Below are 23,988 nucleotides of genomic sequence, written 5' to 3' on the forward strand. Positions count from 1 at the left end.
AGCCATCATAATGCAAATACGAGATTCGTTAGCAAATATTAGACGCTGGATGATAATGTCTTCTCCTGAAGTCTTGTTTGATCGTCAGTTGGTGTGGATTGCTTTGGGGCTTATGCTAACTGGTTTAGTGATGGTGACCTCGGCTTCATTTCCAATTAGTTCACGTCTTACAGACCAACCATTTCACTTCATGTTTCGCCATGCAATATTTCTTTTGTTAGCTTTGTCTACAGCCAGTATTATACTTCAAGTCCCTCTGCGCAAATGGTCGCAGTATGGTTCGATATTATTAGGATTATCTTTTTTTCTTCTGGTCGTAGTATTAGTCGCTGGAAAGTCGGTGAATGGTGCGTCTCGATGGATACCCTTAGGTTTATTTAATTTGCAACCTGCAGAAGTTGCTAAATTATCGTTATTTATTTTTATGTCTGGTTATTTGGTCCGTAAACATCATGAAGTCAGGTCAAGTTTCTTTGGTGGTTTTATTAAACCTATTATCATCTTCGGTACTTTAGCTAGTTTACTCTTACTGCAACCTGACTTGGGAACGGTGATTGTGATGCTAGTAACCTTGTTTGGAATGCTGTTTATTGCGGGGGCTAAATTAAGTCAATTTTTGGCACTCATGGTGGTGGGAATTTTATCAGTTGTCGCTCTGATACTACTTGAACCATATCGAGTAAGACGTGTGACCTCTTTTCTCGATCCTTGGGAAGATCCATTTGGCAGTGGTTACCAGTTAACGCAATCTTTAATGGCATTTGGTCGAGGTGAATGGCTAGGTCAGGGCTTAGGGAACTCAATTCAAAAGCTTGAATATTTACCTGAAGCTCACACTGATTTTGTCTTTGCGGTACTTGCAGAAGAGTTAGGTTTTATAGGTGTTGTATTGGTTCTTATTCTGATTTTTAGCCTGGTGATAAAAGCGGCTTTGATTGGGCGAAAAGCATTTGATAATGATTTACTGTTTGGTGGCTATTTAGCATTTGGAATAGGAATTTGGTTTGCTTTTCAAACTTTGGTAAATGTGGGAGCTGCTGCTGGTATGGTTCCAACTAAAGGTTTGACTTTGCCTTTGATCAGTTATGGTGGCTCTAGTTTGATTATCATGACGGTTGCTGTGAGCATATTATTACGAATCGATTTTGAATGTCGCGTTCGCGTCTTAAGTCAATTACCTAAAAAGAAAGAAAATGATGAAAAAAAATAAACGATTAATGGTAATGGCGGGCGGTACTGGAGGACATGTCTTTCCTGGTTTAGCCGTTGCCAAAAAGCTGCAACAGCATGGCTGGGATATTCGCTGGCTTGGAACGGCTGATAGAATGGAGGCTGAACTGGTTCCCAAACATGGAATTGAAATCGATTTTATTAAAGTCAAAGGGCTACGTGGACAGGGAATACTACGTTTAATTCAAGCACCTTTTCAGATTATCAATGCTATTTTCCAAGCGAGAAGGCACATTAAATCTTGGCGGCCTGATGTTGTTCTTGGCATGGGAGGTTATGTCAGTGGACCAGGTGGTGTTGCCGCTAGAATATTAGGTGTCCCTGTCGTGTTACACGAACAGAATGCGGTCGCTGGGCTAACTAATCAGTGTTTATCTCGGATTGCATCTAAGGTATTTCAGGCTTTTCCTGGCGCTTTCCCAAATGCAGAAGTTGTGGGAAATCCAGTACGTGAAGATGTTGTTGCTCTTAGTTCTCCAGATCAAAGGATGGCTGAGCGTAAAGGTAATATCCGCATCTTGGTCATGGGTGGAAGTCAAGGCGCACAAATTCTAAATCGCATTATGCCAGAAGTCATGGCAAGATTAAGTATGGGATACGAAATACGTCATCAGGCAGGAAAAAACCGTCAGGTGGAAGTGGCATCTTTATACCAGCAATACCAAATTGAACATTTTGATGTTGTAGAATTTATTGATGATGTGGCTGGTGCATACGCATGGGCTGATATACTTATTTGTCGTTCTGGTGCTTTGACTGTCTCTGAAGTGGCAGCAGCAGGGCTCGGAGCTGTATTTATTCCTTTTATGCATAAAGATAGACAGCAGGCTTTAAATGCCGATCACTTGGTTGAGTGTGGTGCGGCTAAGATGATAGAGCAGCCAGAGTTGACAGTTGATAAACTCACTCAGCAAATACAACAACTTGATCGCCAACGCCTGCTTGAAATGGCAAACCGAGCACGTTCAACTGCTAGGTTAGATGCAGATAACAAAGTGGCTGAAGCCATTATTGCTCTAACAAATTAACGAGAAATATCCATGACAATTCAACATACTCAAGACTTAGCGCACATTCGTGCCATGGTACCGGAAATGCGCCGTGTAAAATGTATCCATTTTATTGGTATCGGTGGTGCAGGAATGAGTGGTATTGCAGAAGTTTTGCTTAATGAAGGCTACCAGATCTCAGGCTCTGACCTTGCGGATAATCAAGTAACTGAACGTTTGACCCAAAAAGGGGCAAAGATCTTTATTGGTCATAGTGAATCCAACATCCAGACAGCCAGTGTGGTGGTGGTATCGACTGCTGTGAGTGAAGAAAACCCTGAAATTTTAGCTGCGCGCGCGGCTAGGATTCCTATAGTACGTCGTGCTGAAATGCTTGCAGAACTAATGCGTTTTCGGCATGGAATTGCAGTGGCTGGAACGCACGGTAAGACAACTACAACAGCTTTAGTGACCCAGATATACTCAGAAGCAGGCTTAGACCCAACATTTGTTAATGGTGGTTTAGTTAAAAGTGTTGGTGCTAATGCGCGTTTGGGATCAAGTCGTATCTTGATTGCAGAAGCTGATGAGAGTGATGCTTCTTTTCTGTATTTACAGCCTATGGTCAGTATTGTTACCAATATTGAATCTGACCATATGGATACTTATGGTGGCGATTTCGAGACACTAAAACAGACCTTTATTGATTTCTTACATAACTTGCCTTTTTATGGGCAGGCTATTGTTTGTATCGATGACCCAGTAGTACGAGAATTAATCCCAAGTATTAGTCGTCAAGTGATTACCTATGGTTTTGATGAGCAGGCTGATGTTCGTATTGAAAATTATAGCCAGCACGGCCAACAAGGTAAATTCACTGTAGTGCGTAATGGTCATGAAAATTTAGAGATTACTCTGAATATCCCTGGGCGGCACAATGCTCTTAATGCCGCGGCGGCAATTGCAGTCGCAACTGAAGACGACATAAACGATGATGCGATTTTACGTGCTATGGCATCAACGCAAGGAACTGGACGGCGGTTTGAGCACTTAGGTGAATTTGAGACGGGCAGTGGTCATGTTATGTTGGTGGACGATTATGGCCATCATCCAACAGAAGTGGATGTGACAATTCACGCAGCTCGCAATGGTTGGAAGGAAAAACGTTTGGTGATGATCTTCCAACCACACCGTTATAGCCGTACACGGGATCTTTATGATGATTTTGCCAATGTACTTGAGCAAGTTGATGTCTTACTCATGCTAGATGTGTACTCAGCAGGTGAAAAGCCGATAGCAGGAGCAGATGGCCGCTCATTGTGCCGGACTATTCGTAGCCGGGGAAAGCTAGACCCCATTTTTGTTTCTGAGATCAGTGCATTACCATCAGTTTTAGCAAATGTTTTGCAAGATGGTGACTTGGTGTTAACGCAAGGTGCTGGAGATATTGGCAAGGTAGCAAAGCAATTAGCCATGTATGAATTAAGCTTAGAGAAAATGCGTTCCGGTGATTGAAAAAGTGAAATTTCTAATATTTGAGACAAATTATAGAATTAAAGTGTTATTTCTCAATTTCAATGTTTGATACTTTACATGACACCAGTATAATCCAAAGGTTAATATAAGTACTATAAAACAGGTAAGGAATAAGGTCGCGATTGAATGGCAACGGACTTAGACGTAAGTGCGCAAATAGAGGGCCGTCGCCTAACCGATCACCCGATAGTAAGAAAGCATAGTATTGGTGGGCTTTTTTTATTACTTGTATTGCTGTTGATTAGTTCAATCCTCTATTCCACGATATCTTGGATGTGGGACGATAAGCGACTACCCCTATCGAATATTATATTGGAAGGGCAGTTGAAATATGTAACATCTCTAGATGTCCAACGTGCTTTTGCGACTTTGCCGCATGTTGGTACGTTTATGTCACAAGATGTTAAAGTATTACAAGATACGGTTGAAGCTATACCTTGGGTCGCTCATGCTTCTATAAGAAAACAGTGGCCTGACACAGTTAAAGTGTTTTTGACGGAATATATTGCGGTGGCTCTCTGGAATGGTACAGAGTTACTTAACCATCAAGGTAACATTTTTAATGGTGATATTGATAGATTGAGTGAGCAACGTGTCAAACTATACGGACCTTTAGGAAGTAGCCAAGAAGTATTGGAAGTGTGGCGAGAGGTGAGTCCCAAATTTGCTGCATTAAATCTTAAGATTTCTTCTTTGTTGCTAAATGAACGTCGAGCTTGGCAGATTATTCTTGATAATGGTATTAGGCTTGAATTAGGTAAAGAATATTTATACGAGAGGGTCGAGCGATTTCTCTCGTTATACAAAAACTTAGGTAGCGATTCACAGAGAGTCAGCTATATTGACCTCAGGTATGATACGGGAGCTTCTGTAGGTTGGTTTCCCGGACAAGAGTTAGAACAAGAGAGCACAGATGACAAAGACCGCTGATGACAACATTATTGTTGGTCTTGACATAGGCACTGCAACCGTATCGGCTCTGGTTGGCGAAGTACTGCCTGATGGTCAAATAAATATCATTGGTGCTGGTAGCAGCCCCTCCCGTGGGATGGATAAAGGTGGAGTTAACGACTTGGAGTCCGTCGTTAAGTCTGTCCAGCGTGCTGTTGATCAGGCCGAGCTCATGGCTGAATGTCAGATTAGTAATGTTTTTATTTCGATTTCTGGTCGACATATCGCCAGTCGAATAGAAAAAGGCATGGGAACCATTTCAGATGAAGAGGTTTCCCAAGAGGATATGGATCGCGCTATCCATACTGCTAAATCCATCAAAATAGGTGACGAACAACGCATTCTGCATGTAATTCCTCAAGAATTTACCATTGATTACCAAGAGGGGATAAAAAATCCGCTAGGGTTATCAGGAGTACGGATGGAAGTTAGTGTGCACTTGATATCCTGCCATAATGATATGGCACGGAATATTATTAAGGCCGTTGAACGTTGTGGACTCAGAGTTGAACACTTAGTGTATTCTGGTCTGGCTGCAAGTACTGCAGTGATCACTGAAGATGAACGTGAGCTAGGCGTTTGTGTTGTTGATATTGGTGCAGGCACTATGGATGTCTCTATTTGGACTGGTGGCGCTTTGAGGCATACCGAGGTATTTTCTTATGCAGGTAATGCGGTCACCAGTGATATTGCATTTGCATTTGGTACACCTGTCAGTGACGCTGAAGAAATAAAAGTAAAATATGGTTGTGCACTCAGTGAGCTAGTAAGTAAAGATGATACCGTTAATGTACCTAGCGTCGGAGGCCGACCTTCGCGTAGTTTACAAAGACAGACTTTGTCTGAAGTGGTTGAGCCCCGTTATACTGAATTGATGGGGCTAGTGAATCAGACTATTGATACAGTTCAGGATGCGTTGCGAGAAGAAGGAATTAAACATCATCTAGCAGCAGGTGTCGTTCTGACTGGTGGGGCTGCACAGATTCAAGGATTAGTAGAATGCGCTGAACGCGTATTCCGCAATCAAGTAAGAGTAGGAAAGCCTCTTGAAGTGAGTGGGCTGACAGATTATGTAAAAGAGCCGTATCATTCAACGGCTGTGGGTTTACTCCATTATGCAAGAGATAGCCAAATTAATGAGGATACAGAGTATACTGAGCCAAAACGCCAGTCTGTAACAACATTATTTGGACGCTTGCGTAACTGGATACAAAAAGAATTTTAACCTGAGTAGCAGGATAAACGGAGATAACACATGTTTGAACCGATGATGGAAATGTCTGATGACGCGGTAATCAAAGTCGTTGGGGTTGGTGGCGGCGGCGGCAATGCTGTCGAACACATGGTACGTGAATCCATCGAAGGCGTGGAATTCATTAGCATCAATACAGATGCGCAAGCGCTTCGTAAAACAAGCGTGAATAGCGTTATCCAGATTGGTGGTGATATGACAAAAGGTCTTGGAGCTGGAGCTAACCCTCAAGTTGGGCGTGATGCTGCTCTCGAAGATCGCGATAGAATTAAAGAAGAGCTCGAAGGTGCCGATATGGTATTTATCGCAGCTGGTATGGGTGGTGGAACAGGAACAGGTGCTGCTCCGGTAATTGCAGAAGTTGCAAAAGAACTGGGTATATTGACGGTAGCCGTTGTGACTAAACCATTTAGCTTCGAAGGTAAGAAGCGCTTAGCATTTGCAGAGCAAGGAATTGAAGAATTATCGAAACAGGTTGATTCCTTAATTACGATTCCTAACGAAAAACTGCTTAAAGTGCTAGGGAGAGGGATTACTTTATTAGAAGCTTTTGCCAGCGCGAATGACGTACTTAAGAATGCAGTACAAGGTATTGCGGAACTTATTACTCGTCCAGGTATGATTAACGTTGACTTTGCGGATGTTCGTACTGTGATGTCAGAAATGGGTCATGCCATGATGGGAAGCGGTGTTGCCAAAGGTGAAGATCGTGCTGAGGAAGCGGCTGAGATGGCAATCTCAAGTCCTCTGCTTGAAGATATCGATCTTGCTGGTGCTCGCGGTGTTCTGGTTAATATTACAGCTGGTCTTGATATGCGTCTGGATGAGTTTGAAACGGTTGGTAATACAGTCAAAGCATTTGCTTCAGATAATGCTACAGTTGTTATTGGTACTTCGTTAGACCCTGATATGGCTGATGAAATTCGTGTGACTGTTGTTGCTACTGGTATAGGTACTGAAAAGAAGCCTGATATCACTTTAGTTGCCGGAGGAAAAACAAAAGTTTCTCCCGTCGCACAGCCACAAACTCAACCAGTTTCGCCTGCTCATCAACAAGCTGTTAATAAAACAGAAGAGAATCCGGCACCAACTTTGCAGGAGAAAACACAAGTGACTCCTCAGCCGACAAGTTCTGCTCCTTCAAGCTCCGGTGCTGGCCAACAAAGTGCAGCTCCAAAAGCCGATAAGGATACTGGGTACTTGGATATACCAGCATTTTTACGTCGTCAGGCTGACTAAACTAGACATAATTTGACACTGTTCAAAATTATGGTACGATCCACGGTCGATATTGCTTATTGACCGTGTTTTGTAGCAATTTGTACTGAGGCAAGCAGATGATCAGACAACGTACTCTGAAAGAAATAGTGAAAACAACGGGAGTGGGTCTCCACTCTGGACGTAAAGTCACGTTGACTCTTCGCCCAGCGGCTGCAAACACAGGCGTTATATACCGTCGAACAGATGTTAATCCACCTGTCGATTTTCCCGTTGATGCTCAATCCGTTCGTGATACTATGCTATGTACCGCATTAGTTAACGATGAAGGTATACGTATATCTACGGTTGAACACCTGAATGCTGCACTTGCTGGTATGGGTATTGATAACATTATTGTTGAAGTTGATGCACCTGAAGTTCCTATTATGGATGGTAGCGCAAGTCCATTCGTATTTTTGCTTCAACAAGCCGGTCTTGAAGAGCAAAATGTAGCTAAACGCTTTATCCGCATTAAAAAACCAGTACGCTTCGAAGACGGTGATAAATGGGCTGAATTTGTGCCGTATAACGGTTTTCGCATGGATTTTGAAATCGAGTTTAACCATCCCGCTATTGAATCTGATGAACAACACCTTTTGTTTGATTTTTCATCGCAAGGGTTTGTGAAAGATATTTCTCGAGCACGAACTTTTGGTTTTATGCATGATATAGAATACTTGCAGTCGCAAAATCTATGTTTGGGCGGTAGCTTTGATTGCGCAATTGTACTGGATGAATATCGTATTTTGAATGAGGAAGGTCTTCGCTTTGATAACGAATTCGTTACTCACAAGGTTCTTGATGCCATTGGTGATTTATATATGTGTGGTCACCCAATTATTGGTGAATTCCGTGCGTTTAAATCAGGCCACGGGTTGAACAACCAGCTTTTACGTTCTGTTCTAGCAGACCAAGAAGCATGGGAATGGGTAACCTTTGAAGAAGAATCCACATCTCCTGTTGCATTTGCCAATGTGAATGCACTCATTGTGTAGAAGCAAACTCTTTCTATAAACCAGGCAATTGCCTGGTTTTTTTGTTTTAGTACGGTTTGTGGCAAAATATTGCCCTTCTATTGAAAAGTCATAACTAGAGCATGTTACACCTAGGATCTGACTTTCATGAGCTTTACTGGATGATTTGGGTTCATAAAGTGTATACACATCGACTAAATAACTAGTGAAAATAAAGAATGCTTCAAACAAATAACTTTGTTATTGGTTCTTGGTGGTAAAATTCCTTAAACTAAGCGCCACTTACGCCTTGAAATCTAACGTTCTCACCGCAATATCTGGGTAAAGTGATTTATCTCAGTATTCTTAGTTTAAAACTGTTAGAGACTGAAGGCATAGAATATAGATCGGGCCCGATCTAAGTAAAGAGAGATGCATAGCAAATGATAACTAAGCTACTGACAAAGGTAATTGGCAGTCGCAACGACCGCACGTTACGTCGCCTTAGAAAAATTGTAAAAGAAATAAATAACTATGAACCTGGGCTTGAAGCGCTTTCAGATGAAGAATTGAAAGCAAAAACCGTTGAGTTTCGCCAGCGCTTTGAACAAGGTGAAACCTTAGATGACATACTCCCTGAAGCTTTTGCTACAGTACGTGAAGCTTCCAAGCGCGTATATGGGATGCGTCATTTCGATGTTCAGCTGATCGGTGGAATGGTACTCAATGCTGGTCAAATATCAGAGATGCGTACGGGGGAAGGTAAAACACTAACAGCAACGCTTCCTGCTTATCTTAATGCCCTTGCTGGAAAAGGCGTTCATGTTGTTACAGTGAACGACTATCTTGCTGCGCGCGATGCTGAAACAAACCGTCCTTTGTTTGAATTTCTAGGTATGACAGTTGGTGTAAATGTGCCTAACATGCCTCCTCAAGAGAAAAAGCAGGCTTACTTAACTGATATACTTTACGGCACTAATAATGAGTTTGGATTCGATTATTTGCGTGACAATATGGCGTTTCGCTCTGAAGATCGAGTTCAGCGTGAACGATTTTTTGCTGTTGTGGATGAAGTGGATTCCATCTTAATAGATGAAGCTCGTACCCCTTTAATTATTTCAGGGCCAGCTGAAGATAGTTCTGATTTATACACGCGTATTAACACGTTAATACCTAACCTGAAAAAACAAGATCAGGAAGACTCTGAAGAATATCGCGGTGATGGCCATTATACTGTTGACGAGAAATCGAAGCAGGTGCATTTGACGGAAACTGGTCAAGAGCATGTCGAAGAATTGATGATAACAAACGGCTTGATGGAAGAGGGGGATACGCTTTACTCCCCAACCAATATCAGTTTACTTCATCATGTTAACGCGGCATTGCGAGCCCATGTTCTGTTTGAGATAAACGTCGATTATATCGTCAATGAAGATGGCGAAGTTGTCATTGTTGATGAGCATACTGGTCGTACAATGCCAGGACGTCGTTGGTCTGAAGGGCTTCATCAAGCGGTGGAGGCTAAAGAAGGCGTCAAGATCCAGAATGAAAATCAGACTTTAGCCTCCATTACCTTCCAGAACTTTTTCCGTCTCTATGAAAAGCTTTCTGGTATGACAGGAACCGCAGATACAGAAGCTTTTGAGTTCCAGTCTATTTATGGTCTAGATACTGTTGTTATACCGACTAATAAACCTATGGTCCGTAACGATATGCCTGATGTGGTGTATCGCACAGAGGCGGAAAAATTTGCAGCTATCATTGAAGATATTAAACAGAGAGTAGATGAAGGGCAGCCTTCATTGGTTGGTACAGTTTCAATTGAAAAATCCGAGCTTTTGTCTAATGCGCTGAAAAAAGCCAATATTAAACATAATGTATTGAATGCTAAATTCCATGAGCGAGAAGCGGAAATTGTTGCACAAGCGGGTACACCAGGTGCCGTTACCATTGCTACCAATATGGCTGGTCGTGGTACGGATATCGTGCTGGGTGGAAGCTGGCAGGCAAAAGTAGATGCTTTAGATAGCCCAACTCAAGAACAAATTGAAGTTATCAAAGCCGATTGGAAAGAAGTTCACGATAAAGTTCTTGATGCAGGTGGTCTGCACATTATTGGTACTGAGCGACACGAATCTCGCCGTATTGATAACCAGCTGCGGGGTCGCTCTGGTCGTCAAGGTGATGCGGGCTCTTCGCGTTTTTATCTTTCTATGGAAGATTCTCTACTGCGTATTTTTACCTCTGACCGTATGGCTAGTCTTATCCAAAGTGGTATGGAAGAAGGTGAAGCGATTGAATCTAAAATGTTATCACGTTCAATTGAAAAAGCGCAGCGTAAAGTAGAAGGTAGAAATTTCGATATCCGTAAACAGCTTCTTGAATACGACGATGTTGCTAATGATCAACGCAAAGTCGTTTATGAGTTGCGTGATGAGCTAATGAATGTTGACGATATCAGTGAAATGATTGAGCAGAATCGAGCTGATGTTGTTAGTGCCGTAATTGATGAATATATCCCACCTCAATCTTTAGAGGATATGTGGGATGTTGAAGGGCTTCAAGATCGTTTGAAAAATGATTTTGATCTCAATGTGCCAGTTAAACAGTGGCTTGAAGATGATGACAAACTATATGAAGAAGCTTTGCGAGAAAAGATACTAGAGACATCCACTGCTGTTTATAAAGAAAAAGAAGTAGTCGTTGGAGAACAGGTCCTACGTAACTTTGAAAAGTCAGTCATGCTACAAACGCTTGATACACTCTGGAAAGAGCACCTTGCTGCCATGGATCACTTACGTCAGGGAATTCATTTGCGTGGTTATGCTCAGAAAAACCCAAAACAAGAATATAAGCGCGAGTCATTTGAATTGTTTGAAGGCTTACTCGATGCATTAAAAACTGATGTTATTACCATTTTGTCTAAAGTACGTGTTCAACAGCAAGAAGAAGTTGAACGTATGGAAGCGCAGCGCTTAGCGCAAGCTGAAGAAGCCGCAAGACGTACTCAAGCGCAACATGTTTCGGCAAGTAATCCATTCTCTGATCAGGATCAAGATGAAGACTCTCATCAGCCAATGGTTCGTGAGGAGCGCAAAGTCGGTCGTAATGAGCCTTGCCCATGTGGTAGTGGGAAAAAGTATAAACAATGCCATGGTCAGCTTAGTGGTTAATCTGATCTAAATAATAAACATTAAGAGTCGCGCTAGCGGCTCTTTTTTTGAGGAAAGTTTGTGTGAAGCGTATCCATATTGTTGCAGCTATCATTTTAAATACCGAAATGAATGAAGTCTTTATTACCAAGCGACCTGAAGATAAACATAAAGGGGGCTTTTGGGAGTTTCCGGGTGGGAAAGTCGAAGATCAAGAAACCACGGTACAAGCGATTATACGAGAGCTAGATGAAGAAGTAGGTATTCAGGTGACAAAGCAGAGCTTGTTTGAACATCTTGAATATGATTACCCTGACAAATCACTTAGTTTTGATTTTATTCTAGTGACTGATTTTGAAAAACAACCTTTTGGTAAAGAAGGACAGCAGGGAAAATGGGTATCAATTACTGAACTTAGTGACTATGAATTTCCTGAAGCAAATAGGTCTATTGTAGATCGAGTGGTTAGCGAATTTACCTAAACAATTAAGTTAACAAAAGTGTGCAGGGTCAAATTGGAACGGCCTTAGAGTTAAGTAGGAAAATTTCATTATTGAACATATAGCCAGTCACCTTTAATGTTGGTAATTTTAGCTCAGTAATATAAAAATGAAAAAAATGGAGAAGTTAATGGTACGTATTGCAATTGCAGGAGCGGCTGGACGTATGGGTCGCAACCTAGTCAAAGCTACCCATCAAAATCCACTTGCCCATGTTGGTACTGGTTCTGAAAGGCCAGAGTCATCTCTAGTTGGTGTCGATATTGGTGAACTTTGCGGTGAAGGTAAGTTTGATGTAGTACTGACAGATGAGCTTAGTAAGCAGATTGATCAGTTTGACGTCATCATCGACTTTACCGCGCCAGCAAGCACCTTAGCAAATATTGAGCTTTGCCGTCAGCATGGCAAAAGCATTGTGATAGGTACAACAGGTTTTACAGAGCACGAACGTGAATTGATTGAAATAGCGGCGAAAAAAATACCTGCTGTGATGGCATCAAACTATTCGGTTGGTGTAAACCTAGTTTTCAAGTTACTTGAAAAAGCAGCAAAAGTTATGGGTGACTATTGTGATATCGAGGTTGTAGAAGCTCACCATCGTTACAAAGTTGATGCACCTTCAGGTACAGCAATCAGCATGGGAGAAGCTATTGCTGGAGCTATGGGTAATAAACTGAGTGATGTTGCTGTCTATGCCCGAGAAGGAATTACAGGTGAGCGTACTAAAGATGAAATCGGCTTTGCTACCATCCGTGCTGGGGACATTGTAGGGGAGCACACTGCAATGTTTGCTGATATTGGTGAACGGGTCGAGATTACTCACAAGGCGACAGATCGTATGACCTTTGCCAATGGTGCCGTTAAGGCCGCAGTATGGCTAAAGGATAAACCTGCAGGTTTATACTCTATGACGGATGTGCTTGATCTGAATGTTCTATAAATAAATAACTATGCGCTAAGCTCGCTTGGCGCTTTTTTTGCCCTCTCTTTTTTCTGCTCAAAAAAATATTGAGCTTAAAGCCCTTTTCTTTATTGCTTTCCTTTTGGTTTTGAGTTGTTAATAAGTTAATTTTATTAAGCTGCTTAAAAATAACCATAATCATTACTTGTTTATCGTTTGCGTGCCATTGATAATCTAGAGTTGGTTTTTTTTGCTATTAGATATGCGGTTATTTTTTTATTTAGGATAATATGGGCCAAATTCCAAGGTTAAACCTAATATTTTGGCTATTATAAGTAGTTAATTGCTTTAAGTGCTCTAAAGTTTGAACTATTTTTTATGCTCCTGTTGACACAATTCATTAGTCTCATTAGAATGCAGCCAATTTGTCTATATAACCTTAAAGCGCTCATGTTAGGTGTTAAGGAAGACGAATTTGCAGTTTAATTTATTATTTTTGCATTTTTATTCTGGAGGTTGTCTTGAGTAAATCAGCACTGTTAGTCCTAGAAGATGGGACAGTGTTCCATGGAATTTCAATTGGAGCAGATGGCTCATCGGTTGGTGAAGTCGTTTTTAATACCTCGATGACGGGGTACCAAGAAATTCTCACTGATCCTTCCTATTCACAGCAAATTATTACTCTTACATACCCTCACATAGGCAATACCGGAATTAACTCCGAAGACGAAGAATCATCTTCCATACATGCGCAAGGCCTTGTGATTCGCGACCTACCTCTGATTGCTTCCAATTTCCGTAGTGAACAGACCCTTTCTGATTACCTTAAGTCAAAAAACATCATTGGTATTGCGGATATCGATACGCGCAAATTGACCCGTATCCTACGCGAGAAAGGTGCGCAAAATGGTTGTATTGTTGCGGGTGCCAATCTAGACCAAGCTTTGGCTTTGGCGAAAGCAAAAGAATTCCCTGGCTTAAAAGGAATGGACCTTGCGAAAGAAGTTACTACAAAAGAAGCGTATCAATGGCAACAAGGTTCGTGGACGCTCGAAGGTGGCCTTCCAGAAGCGCAAGATAGCAACGAATTGCCATATCATGTTGTTGCCTATGACTTCGGAGCAAAGCGAAATATCTTGCGCATGCTCGTTGACCGAGGCTGCCGCTTAACGGTTGTTCCTGCTGAAACGAGTGCTGATGAAGTGTTAGCGCTTAAGCCAGATGGGGTATTTTTATCAAATGGTCCTGGCGACCCTGAGCCTTGTACTTATGCCATTGAAGCAACAAAAGTATTCTTAGACAAAGGCTTACCAATTTTTGGTATTTGTTTAGGTCACCAAATATTGGCGATTGCATCAGGCGCTAAAACAGTCAAAATGAAGTTTGGTCACCACGGTGCTAATCACCCAGTTAAAGATCTTGACCGAAATGTTGTCATGATTACTTCACAAAACCATGGTTTTGCTGCTGATGAAGCTAGCTTACCAGAGAATCTGTGTGCCACACATGTATCACTATTTGATGGTTCTCTTCAAGGTATTCATCGTACAGATAAGCCTGCATTTAGTTTCCAAGGTCACCCGGAAGCGAGCCCTGGTCCACTCGACGCAGCACCGCTTTTTGATCACTTTATCGAACTTATCAAACAACACAGCGCTTAATTTGGAGTAGTAGAGAATGCCAAAACGTACTGATCTAAAAAGTATTCTAATTCTTGGTGCAGGCCCGATTGTTATCGGTCAGGCATGTGAGTTTGACTACTCTGGCGCTCAAGCTTGTAAAGCGCTTCGTGAAGAGGGTTATCGAGTTATTCTTGTCAACTCTAATCCAGCCACAATCATGACTGACCCTGAAATGGCAGATGCCACTTACATTGAACCCATTCAGTGGGAAGTGGTACGCAAGATCATCGAAAAAGAACGTCCAGACGCAGTACTTCCCACCATGGGTGGCCAAACGGCGCTTAACTGCGCGCTTGATTTAGAAAAGCATGGGGTACTAGCAGAGTTTGGTGTAGAAATGATAGGCGCAACGGCAGATGCTATTGATAAAGCTGAAGACCGTTCTCGCTTTGATAAAGCGATGAAGTCTATTGGTCTTGATTGTCCTCGGGCTGATACTGCCAAGAACATGGAAGAAGCTTATGGTGTCCTGGATATGGTGGGCTTTCCATGTATTATTCGTCCCTCATTTACTATGGGAGGAACAGGCGGTGGTATTGCGTATAATAAAGAAGAATTCGAAGAAATCTGTCGCCGAGGTCTAGATCTTTCCCCAACTAATGAGCTTCTTATTGATGAATCTTTGATAGGTTGGAAAGAGTATGAGATGGAAGTGGTTCGCGATAAAGCGGATAACTGTATCATTGTATGTGCTATTGAGAACTTCGACCCAATGGGTATTCATACTGGTGATTCTATTACAGTGGCTCCAGCGCAGACTCTGACGGATAAAGAATATCAGTTAATGCGTAATGCCTCGCTTGCAGTATTGCGTGAAATTGGTGTTGAAACAGGCGGCTCAAACGTACAGTTTGGAATCAATCCGAAAGATGGCCGTATGGTTATTATCGAGATGAACCCGCGAGTGTCTCGTTCTTCTGCTCTTGCATCTAAAGCGACAGGTTTCCCAATTGCTAAAATTGCCGCTAAGTTAGCGATAGGTTTCACTCTTGATGAGCTACAAAATGATATTACAGGTGGTGCGACACCAGCATCGTTTGAGCCTACCATTGATTACGTTGTGACTAAAATTCCTCGCTTTAACTTCGAGAAATTTGCCGGTGCAAATGACCGTCTTACTACTCAGATGAAATCAGTGGGTGAGGTGATGGCTATAGGCCGTAACCAACAAGAATCGCTGCAAAAAGCATTACGTGGCCTTGAAGTTGGTGTGAACGGCTTTGATGAAATGGTGGACCTAGATGCACCAGATGCTCTCACTAAAATTCGTCATGAGTTAAAAGAAGCCGGCGCTGAGCGTATTTGGTATATTGCAGATGCATTCCGTGCTGGTATGTCAGTCGATGGTGTCTTCAACCTAACTCAAATTGATCGATGGTTCTTGGTACAAATTGAAGATCTTATTAATCTAGAAAATGAGGTCAAAACAGGTGGCTTTGCTGGTTTATCGCAAGATGTTTTGCGTAAGATGAAGCGGAAAGGTTTCTCTGATGCGCGCCTGTCTTCAATCCTTGGTGTATCTGAGAATGAAATCCGTCGTCTACGTGACCAGTATGACATTCACCCAGTCTACAAGCGTGTCGATACTTGTGCGGCTGAGTTTTCTTCTGATACCGCTTACATGTACTCATCTTACGATGAAGAGTGTGAAGCGCAGCCTACAGATAAAGACAAGATCATGGTTCTGGGCGGTGGTCCAAACCGGATTGGGCAAGGTATCGAATTTGATTATTGTTGTGTACATGCTTCACTTGCTCTACGTGAAGACGGTTATGAAACTATTATGGTTAACTGTAACCCTGAAACCGTCTCAACTGACTATGACACTTCCGATCGCCTTTACTTTGAGCCCGTGACTTTAGAAGACGTGTTGTCTATTGTACGAGTTGAAAAGCCAAAAGGAGTCATCGTTCAATATGGTGGGCAAACACCTTTGAAACTAGCTCGTGCACTTGAAGCAGCTGGTGTTCCTATCATAGGGACAAGCCCGGATGCGATTGACCGCGCTGAAGATCGTGAACGCTTCCAGGCGGCTGTTGACCGCCTAGGGTTGTTACAGCCAGAGAACGCTACAGTAACAGCCCTTGATCAAGCAGTAGAGAAATCCAGGGAAATAGGTTTTCCACTGGTAGTTCGTCCTTCATACGTATTGGGCGGCCGTGCGATGGAAATCGTTTACGATGAGCAAGATTTACGTCGCTACTTTAACGAAGCCGTTAGTGTATCAAATGAATCACCAGTGTTGCTGGATCGATTCTTAGATGATGCAACTGAAGTCGATATTGATGCTATCTGCGATGGTGAGCGTGTGGTTATCGGCGGTATCATGGAGCATATCGAGCAAGCGGGTGTTCACTCTGGTGACTCAGCATGTTCTCTTCCTGCTTACACATTAAGCCAGGAAATCCAAGATAAGATGCGTGAGCAAGTAGAAAAGCTAGCCTTTGAGCTAGGTGTACGCGGCTTGATGAATACGCAATTTGCGGTTAAAGGTAACGACGTTTATCTGATTGAAGTTAACCCGCGTGCTGCTCGTACTGTTCCTTTTGTATCAAAAGCAACTGGCGCACCTCTTGCGAAAATCGCAGCTCGAGTTATGGCAGGTCAATCACTTGAATCACAAGGTTTTCTCAAAGAGATTATTCCGCCATATTACTCAGTAAAAGAAGTTGTATTGCCATTTAATAAGTTCCCAGGTGTTGATCCACTATTAGGCCCAGAAATGCGCTCTACAGGTGAGGTGATGGGCGTTGGGGCAACGTTTGCTGAAGCTTACGCAAAAGCAGAACTAGGTTGTGGCAAAGTCTACCCAGAAGGTGGCCGTGCGCTTTTATCTGTTCGCGAAGGTGACAAGCAACGAGTGGTCGACCTTGCATCTAAGCTAACCAAACTTGGTTACCAGCTAGATGCGACGCATGGTACAGCGATTATTCTTGGTGAAGCGGGGATCAATCCTCGTCTTGTTAACAAGGTACACGAAGGTCGTCCACACATCCTAGACCGCATCAAGAACAACGAGTATACCTATATCGTGAATACGACTGCAGGTCGTCAGTCGATTGAAGACTCTAAAGTATTGCGCCGTGGCGCTCTAGCAGAAAAGGTGAACTACACCACAACACTCAATGCGGCATTTGCCACTTGTATGTCACATTCTGCTGATGCGTGCGCTACTGTAACTTCGGTACAAGAGCTTCATGCGAAGATTGCTGAAAACGAAGCTTAGTGAAAGCTAAGATAAATAGAAAAAGCCCACTTTAATAGTGGGCTTTTTTGCAGGTAAGGAAACAAAAGAGGACTAAGTTTCATTACCGCAACCTAAATTAAAAGGTGGTATTTATTTTAAAATACATGTGGTTCTCATAAGCGCATCATCAAACGTTTGGTAGACTAGACCATTATCCATATGAGCAGATATATGCCCTTGATAACCCATGCTTCCCCATTCATCTTGGTTTCTAAATAGTTTATAAGAAATATCTTGATCAGGTGTGTACCAGTCTGATTTATTTAAAGAAAAACTTCCCCACTCAGCAAATAAGTAACCGAACATTCTGGCGGTAGGAACCAGAGCAATATCTTCAATTTTGGGTAGGCTACCACCCATATTATTGCAATATTGCTCAGATTGAGAAAAGGTTCTGAGCAGATCATCGGGTGTAGAGAAAAAACTTGGATTAAAAGAATAAGTGAAACTTGAGCCTATAGAGTCTGAGATGAGCAATTTGATTTTTCCTTTCTCTCTGATGGTTAGGACGTCTTCTTTAATATCCACATTACCTTCTGTTACTTCGATAGAGTAGGGCGCAACGCCTCTAATCATATTAAGCTTCATGGTTGCACCATTAAAAGCGGTTTTCGGCAGGCCAGAAGTCGCGCCATTCAGAGCAAGCTCTTTTTTCATTGGAGTGCCATAGCTCATCGTAATGGATTCAATAGATGGTGTGTTTTCATCTTTCGGTTGATAAAGCGAATTACTGGCAAAGCAAACTTGACTTGAGGCAAGTAGGGAGAGAACTAACGCTGTTTTCTTCATGGTAGTATTATCCTTTATGTTATTGGTTATATTGATTTTATAACTAGGATAATATGGATTTACTTCCACTCTTCCACAGGTGGAGAGCAAACCTTTGGCCCCATTCCAAGTAAACAGTTTCATATCAAGATGCAGTTAACATCTTTGTATATTAATTTTGAGTGATTTCTTGTTCAGTTTATCTTAACTCAAATTAAATATATCTAGATATATTTAACTTTAAATATTAGATATCGTAGTTGAGTACTTTGACGGACATCAAAAACAAGCCGTTTTTCCTGCCCTCATCACTGCTTTGGATAATCATCCAAAAAAGATAAATAAAACTGTTACTCACAGGTATTTGATATGAAACAGCCTTTAAAAGCATTAATACTGGCTATGGGGTTATCTCTTGGTTCAGTCAATAGCTATGCCCTCTCTCTCGAACCATTAGAGAAAGATTTTACTCTACAACTTCTTGGATCTGGTGGACCTATTTCTGATGATCTCCGCGCTTCTTCGGGGGAACTTATTTGGTGGAAAGGAAAGTCACGAGTAATGATAGATGCAGGTGGCGGTGTCTATCTCAGATTTGGTCAGGCGGGCGGAAAACTAGAAGAACTCGATTTTCTCGGTTTGAGCCATTTTCACACCGATCACGTTGCTGATGTTCCAGCATTACTTAAAGGTGGTTATTTTTTTGATCGCCAAGATCCTTTAGATATCGCTGGCCCTGAGGCAGGTTCTGCTTTTCCTAGTATAACAGGGTATATGAAAGCGCTTTTTGATGGTGATAAGGGCGCCTATGCCTATCTCAATGGCCTTTTCGATGGTAGCGACGGCTTATTTCCTGTCACTATTACAGACGTGCCATACACCTCTTCGCAAGGTACTCAGGTTTATCAGCAAGATGGCTTAACGATTTATGCACTTGGTATTCCGCATGGTGATGTGCCTTGTTTAGCCTACCGTATTGAAAGTGAAGATGGTGTGATGGTGATTTCGGCTGACCAAAATGGCAGTAATCCAGATTTCGTAGAGTTTGCACAAGGTGCCGACATTCTTCTTATGCCGTTGGCAATACACGAAGATGCGGATGAAGTGTCAGCATTTCTGCACGCCAAGCCTTCGGTTGTTGGCAAAATCGCCGCACAAGTAAATCCTAAACTATTAGTCCTCAATCATTGGATGGGCTTAGGTCTGAAACTCAAACCTGAATCTATCAAGATAGTTAAGCAGTACTACAAAGGTCAGGTGATTGCTGGGCATGATTTATCGAGCTACCCCATGAGCGCAGCTAAGGAGATGTCTAATGAACAATAAACTCGCTCTTTCTATCGCAATGACATCTGTTATTACTTTGAACTCAAATATGGTTTTTGCCGATTCTCCGAGTGAAGCCCCAGTTGAAGCACCTTCGAAATCAGAACATGGCGGTAAGTGTGCTGCTGGTAAATGTGGCACAGAAAAACGTTTTGAAAAGCAGGAGTTGAAAAGCGATCCACAAGGCAGATTAGTGCGTGCACGTGATGGCCAATGTGGTGTGACGGGGGAGGGGATTGACCCTTCTGCTGAAACTATCAAGTTAACTCAGAGTAAAATCACAGGTGGTTTATGCGGACAATAACCAATACATCAAAAGGACTTGGCCTACGCAGCGAACATATTGATTTGCTGTGTCAGTTGCCTGAACATCCTGATATTGATTTCCTTGAGCTGGCACCAGAAAACTGGATGAATATTGGCGGCTTAAAGCGTGAACAGTTGCAAGATATTGCCCAAAAGCATCCTTTGGTTGCACATGGACTTAGCTTGTCTATCGGTGATTGTCAGCCTTTAAATAAACCTTTTATAAAAGATGTCGCTCGTTTTCTCGATGAATTTAATATCGATATCTACAGCGAACACCTGAGTTTTTCAAAAGATAGTCAAGGTTATTTATATGAGTTGCTGCCAGTGCCAAGGCACAAAGACAATATTGCCTATCTAGTTGAACGTATTCAGCGGGTCCAAGATTTGATTCAACGGCCACTTGCACTGGAAAATATCTCTTACTATCACAGTTACGCTAATGAGATCCCAGAGGGTGAATTTATTGCTGAAATATGCGACAGAAGTGGATGTGAGTTACTACTTGATATCAACAATGTGTTCGTGAATAGCCAAAACCACAGTTATTGCCCTTACAAAATGTTGAATTCGCTACCCAGTGAAGCCATTCGGTATTACCACATTGCTGGGCATCTTAAAGAAAATGATGGCTTTTTGCTTGATACGCATGGAACCCCTGTTTCTAAACAAGTATTAGATCTGGCTCGTTACACCTATTGTGTCCATGGTAGTAAACCTTTGCTATTGGAACGCGATCAAAACATGCCACCTCTGTTGGTATTGGTAGAAGAACTGCGTAGTACCCACGGTGAAATACTTGAATTTGGCCAAACGCTCGAAGGTCTTTGTAAGGAGTTGATCAATGCTTAACCCTCCTAACCAAATGCAAACGCAAACTGAATCGTTTTCAGCAATGATTCGTTTTCCTAATGAGAAAAATATATTGTGTCGATACAGCGAATTTATTCGCGATAATGTTTTGAGCGTAGTGAATGCCACATTTCCACTGTTTTATGCCCAATTTTCTCGCCAGAAGCTTGATGGTTTGGTCGATGGGTTTGTGACTAAACATGGCGCTTTTGAGGCTGAATTCCACCAAATAGCGACAGAGTTTGTTCATTTTTTGCAGAAAGACAAAAGTAACAGTACTAACTTTGTCTCATCACAACAACTGGCATTACTCGAGTATGAATGGGTTACTTTTTGCGTGGAGATTGACTCAATAAGCGGCAAGATGTCCTATTTTACGCCTAAAGAAGTAGTGGAAGACGACTGCCTGCAAGTAAACCCAACCTTAAAACTCACTCAAGTTCCTTTTTTACTTCATCAAGATTCGGTGACTTTTTTAACCTCCGATAGTCATTTCGTGTTTTATGGCGTATTTCGTAACCAAGATCATCATGTTGTCTCTCAAAGACTGAGAGACGTAGATGTTGCTTTGATTCAAATGCTCATAGATCAGCCTGATTTGACTTCAGCTCAACTGCAGCAAACCGTCAATCAGAATGATGTCAGCTTTAGTGTAATTGAGTGGGTGCAACATTTTGGTGAATTAGGACTTCTTAAGGTCCAATTTATAGGAGAATAATTATGATTAAGTCAGCTCTTAACTGGTTCGACGGCTTTGTGGAGAAATGCCAAAAGTATGATTTTTTGGCTTTGCTTTCTATCCGCCTGTTTCTTATTCCTGTCATTTTTGTCGGGGCGCGCTCTAAGGTGCTTGGGTTCTCGGGTACCGTTGCTTGGTTTGGTGCTTCAGCTGCTGATGGTGGCTTGAATCTTCCTTTCCCTGAACTGCTTGCATTTCTTGCTGCTGCGACTGAGGTTCTAGGGTGTATTTGTATTGCACTTGGTTTGTTTACCAGAGTGATGGCAATTCCGATGATATTCATGATGAGCGTTGCGAGTGCTATGGTGCATTGGAAACATGGCTGGGATGCAATTGCTACCGGTAGTATGGAAGCTACAGTGCGCTTGAATGGTTTTATAGAGTGGCTGGCGAGCAACTTTCCCGGTCGATACAACTACATTACAGAACTTGGTGATCCTGTGATGCTAAATAATGGAATGGAGTTTGCCGCAACCTATTTTGTTATGTTGATGGTACTGTTTTTCTACGGCGGTGGCCGATATGTGAGCCTAGACTACTGGCTACGCAAGCCATTTAACTCAACTCCCGCTAAAGTATAACCCCCCATCGACTAGACCTTTTTATCTAACCCGCTGTTTGAGCAGCGGGAAGGCGTTTCTATGTTCGCAGATGTTGTAGAACTGTCTCGTTTTCAGTTCGCAAGCACCGCTCTATACCATTTTATTTTTATTCCCTTAACGATTGGTTTGTCTTTCCTTCTGGCAGTTATGGAGCTTTTGTATGTTATGACGGGTAAAACTGCCTACAAGGATATAACGATATTTTGGGGCAAGTTTGGACATAGCCTTGTTAGACCTGATCATCTAAAAGGGTTCTGTCAGATTGAGAAAAGTAAGTTGATTCCTTTATTGTTTGTTAGTTAACCTCGTAAAATTCACCTACATATCCTACAAATTCACCTAAGTTAAGATCTAAAATACCCCAATCACGTTCGTCTACAGGGATTCCGTATAATGATGCTATTTGGCGTAATGAGTTAGTAATGCTTAGCCAAAGCATTGCATGGCGATGGGAAATTTGGAAAGCTACAGGTACGAGTTGTTCAAAAGTTGGAAGAACTTCATGAACTGATTGAACAAGCATATTTGCTTTTGCTGCATTCAAACGTTCATAACTTGCATCTGATTTAAACTTATCTATTTCTTTTAAATGCTCGTCTATCGGCTTGCAATGAACAATATGCTTGCTCCAATGAAACATAATTCCAAAATCATGCCTCTCATGAAAAAAAGCTTCAAATACAAATGAAACAGCCTGCCCCAGTTCGTTTTTTAGACTTTTTTTTTCGCGATATTCAGGAATGACTACCACTATAATGTAAAACATCAAACTTACTATGTAACCAACACTTAGGTTGAAGATTATCGAGTTCCCATTTGGAAATTGATAAAAGGCTGGATCTATTACCGTATCTTTAATTAAGGGAATTATATTCTCATCTGAAGATTTAAACAGCAAAAAAGTAGATAAAGCCAACAATGTCCAAATCAGTTTTCTTTCTATGTACTTCAAATTTACCTCTTGTTAACTAACGCCTAGTTAAATAGTTAATAACACTGCCACCTACCTCAACAATTGTGCTGTAGTTACTAAAATCGATTCAAACCAAAAATACCAAGTGTTGCCAATCTGCGTAAATTGATTGTATGGGTAATAAGCACTCCAATCGGGTAAGTAAGACCCAGATTTTAGCTGCAACTAAAGTTGTTCTATCTGGTAGTTCGATTACATGATAGATCACCTATCGAGAGGGCGATAACAAGTACGAACACCAAATAGAACACCAAGCACCACACTAGTTACGTGTTTAATTTGAGCTCTGTTCTAATTCTATTTTTAATCAATAACACTAGAGTATGAATGCTTTTTCTGCTTGAGGAAGTATCACCTTTCTCTATGTGACTGATGAATAATTCCATAGCATCGATTTCATCCTCCTTACCGTATAGATTTATATTAGTCCTAGCATTTTCCAGTTTAGCTAGTAATTGACCATCAGACTCGAAGGGAGCAGAGTGCTTTTGAAACACGAACCAAACAGGCAAGAATGATTTCAATGCAGTTAAACGATAGTCTAGCCGCTTCTTTGCAATTTCATGCCTACGATTAAACTCGTTATTGGCAAACCAGCCAATAACAACAATTAGAACAGAAAAAATTGTTATCCAGTCTTTAACTTCCATTTTTATACTCATCATCTGAGAAACACATAACGTCTTGCTATGCAGTAGCTAACACAGCGACACTCAAGCAAAACCGAATCGGATTAATGGGGCCCGACAGGGTCAGGTCTAATGAAATG

The 23,988-nt window shown here is 41.9% G+C and carries 20 protein-coding genes and 1 pseudogene; 18 read left to right on the forward strand and 3 right to left on the reverse strand.

What is annotated here, in order from left to right:
* The first annotated feature begins 10 nt into the window (after positions 1 to 10).
* The 12 genes from ftsW (at position 11) to carB (ending at position 17,632) form a co-directional block, all read left to right on the forward strand.
* Positions 11 to 1,210, forward strand: coding sequence for a cell division protein FtsW (ftsW, locus tag KO511_RS09860; protein WP_215987270.1), 1,200 nt, complete (start codon positions 11 to 13; stop codon positions 1,208 to 1,210).
* Positions 1,197 to 2,258, forward strand: a complete 1,062-nt coding sequence (murG, locus tag KO511_RS09865; protein WP_215987289.1) for an undecaprenyldiphospho-muramoylpentapeptide beta-N-acetylglucosaminyltransferase — start codon at positions 1,197 to 1,199, stop codon at positions 2,256 to 2,258. Before ftsW ends, murG begins: the two co-directional genes overlap by 14 nt.
* Positions 2,259 to 2,270: 12 nt before the next feature.
* Entirely contained in the window at positions 2,271 to 3,734 is a 1,464-nt protein-coding gene (murC, locus tag KO511_RS09870; protein WP_215987271.1) for a UDP-N-acetylmuramate--L-alanine ligase, read from the forward strand.
* 147 nt (positions 3,735 to 3,881) lie between these two features.
* Complete coding sequence (locus tag KO511_RS09875) at positions 3,882 to 4,685, forward strand: cell division protein FtsQ/DivIB (RefSeq protein ID WP_215987272.1); 804 nt, start codon at positions 3,882 to 3,884, stop codon at positions 4,683 to 4,685.
* On the forward strand, positions 4,669 to 5,931 hold the full coding sequence (gene ftsA / locus KO511_RS09880; RefSeq protein ID WP_215987273.1) for a cell division protein FtsA: 1,263 nt from the start codon (positions 4,669 to 4,671) through the stop codon (positions 5,929 to 5,931). Before KO511_RS09875 ends, ftsA begins: the two co-directional genes overlap by 17 nt.
* 30 nt (positions 5,932 to 5,961) lie before the next feature.
* Positions 5,962 to 7,197, forward strand: a complete 1,236-nt coding sequence (ftsZ, locus tag KO511_RS09885) for a cell division protein FtsZ (RefSeq protein WP_215987274.1) — start codon at positions 5,962 to 5,964, stop codon at positions 7,195 to 7,197.
* A gap of 98 nt (positions 7,198 to 7,295) precedes the next feature.
* Entirely contained in the window at positions 7,296 to 8,213 is a 918-nt protein-coding gene (gene lpxC, locus KO511_RS09890; protein WP_125320077.1) for a UDP-3-O-acyl-N-acetylglucosamine deacetylase, read from the forward strand.
* Between the two features lie 401 nt (positions 8,214 to 8,614).
* Entirely contained in the window at positions 8,615 to 11,344 is a 2,730-nt protein-coding gene (gene secA / locus KO511_RS09895) for a preprotein translocase subunit SecA (protein ID WP_215987275.1), read from the forward strand.
* Positions 11,345 to 11,406: 62 nt separating this feature from the next.
* Positions 11,407 to 11,805 (forward strand): 8-oxo-dGTP diphosphatase MutT, encoded by a 399-nt coding sequence (gene mutT, locus KO511_RS09900; RefSeq protein WP_215987276.1) that lies wholly within the window; start codon positions 11,407 to 11,409, stop codon positions 11,803 to 11,805.
* A 148-nt stretch (positions 11,806 to 11,953) separates the two neighbouring features.
* On the forward strand, positions 11,954 to 12,763 hold the full coding sequence (dapB, locus tag KO511_RS09905) for a 4-hydroxy-tetrahydrodipicolinate reductase (RefSeq protein ID WP_215987277.1): 810 nt from the start codon (positions 11,954 to 11,956) through the stop codon (positions 12,761 to 12,763).
* A 482-nt stretch (positions 12,764 to 13,245) separates the two neighbouring features.
* Positions 13,246 to 14,385, forward strand: a complete 1,140-nt coding sequence (gene carA, locus KO511_RS09910) for a glutamine-hydrolyzing carbamoyl-phosphate synthase small subunit (RefSeq protein WP_215987278.1) — start codon at positions 13,246 to 13,248, stop codon at positions 14,383 to 14,385.
* A 16-nt stretch (positions 14,386 to 14,401) separates the two neighbouring features.
* Positions 14,402 to 17,632 (forward strand): carbamoyl-phosphate synthase large subunit, encoded by a 3,231-nt coding sequence (gene carB / locus KO511_RS09915; protein ID WP_215987279.1) that lies wholly within the window; start codon positions 14,402 to 14,404, stop codon positions 17,630 to 17,632.
* 111 nt (positions 17,633 to 17,743) lie between these two features.
* Here carB and KO511_RS09920 read toward each other — a convergent pair whose 3' ends face one another.
* Positions 17,744 to 18,442 carry a hypothetical protein gene (locus KO511_RS09920; protein WP_215987280.1) on the reverse strand — a complete coding sequence of 233 codons (699 nt, stop codon included), beginning with the start codon at positions 18,440 to 18,442 and terminating at the stop codon, positions 17,744 to 17,746.
* Positions 18,443 to 18,790: 348 nt separating this feature from the next.
* Between KO511_RS09920 and KO511_RS09925 the strand changes: the two genes are divergently transcribed.
* The 6 genes and pseudogenes from KO511_RS09925 to KO511_RS09950 all read left to right on the forward strand — a co-directional run.
* Positions 18,791 to 19,747: an MBL fold metallo-hydrolase gene (locus tag KO511_RS09925; protein ID WP_215987281.1), complete on the forward strand. Its 957-nt coding sequence runs from the start codon at positions 18,791 to 18,793 to the stop codon at positions 19,745 to 19,747.
* A complete protein-coding gene (locus tag KO511_RS09930; RefSeq protein WP_215987282.1) occupies positions 19,737 to 20,051 on the forward strand; it encodes a hypothetical protein in 315 nt (104 codons plus the stop codon). The genes KO511_RS09925 and KO511_RS09930 overlap by 11 nt, the downstream gene beginning before the upstream one ends.
* A complete protein-coding gene (locus tag KO511_RS09935; RefSeq protein WP_215987283.1) occupies positions 20,039 to 20,905 on the forward strand; it encodes a DUF692 domain-containing protein in 867 nt (288 codons plus the stop codon). Before KO511_RS09930 ends, KO511_RS09935 begins: the two co-directional genes overlap by 13 nt.
* Positions 20,898 to 21,623 (forward strand): HvfC/BufC family peptide modification chaperone, encoded by a 726-nt coding sequence (locus KO511_RS09940; RefSeq protein ID WP_215987284.1) that lies wholly within the window; start codon positions 20,898 to 20,900, stop codon positions 21,621 to 21,623. Before KO511_RS09935 ends, KO511_RS09940 begins: the two co-directional genes overlap by 8 nt.
* 2 nt (positions 21,624 to 21,625) lie before the next feature.
* Positions 21,626 to 22,225 carry an HvfX family Cu-binding RiPP maturation protein gene (locus KO511_RS09945; RefSeq protein WP_215987285.1) on the forward strand — a complete coding sequence of 200 codons (600 nt, stop codon included), beginning with the start codon at positions 21,626 to 21,628 and terminating at the stop codon, positions 22,223 to 22,225.
* Positions 22,226 to 22,285: 60 nt separating this feature from the next.
* A pseudogene (locus KO511_RS09950) lies at positions 22,286 to 22,459 on the forward strand (cytochrome ubiquinol oxidase subunit I); the annotation flags it as partial.
* A gap of 82 nt (positions 22,460 to 22,541) precedes the next feature.
* Here the strand turns inward: KO511_RS09950 and KO511_RS09955 are convergent.
* Together KO511_RS09955 and KO511_RS09960 are read right to left on the reverse strand one after the other, a co-directional pair.
* Entirely contained in the window at positions 22,542 to 23,198 is a 657-nt protein-coding gene (locus KO511_RS09955; RefSeq protein WP_215987286.1) for a hypothetical protein, read from the reverse strand.
* A gap of 287 nt (positions 23,199 to 23,485) precedes the next feature.
* Complete coding sequence (locus KO511_RS09960; RefSeq protein WP_215987287.1) at positions 23,486 to 23,884, reverse strand: hypothetical protein; 399 nt, start codon at positions 23,882 to 23,884, stop codon at positions 23,486 to 23,488.
* Positions 23,885 to 23,988 lie beyond the last annotated feature (104 nt).

The sequence above is a fragment of the Vibrio hepatarius genome, assembly GCF_018860525.1.
GTDB lineage: Bacteria > Pseudomonadota > Gammaproteobacteria > Enterobacterales > Vibrionaceae > Vibrio > Vibrio hepatarius_B.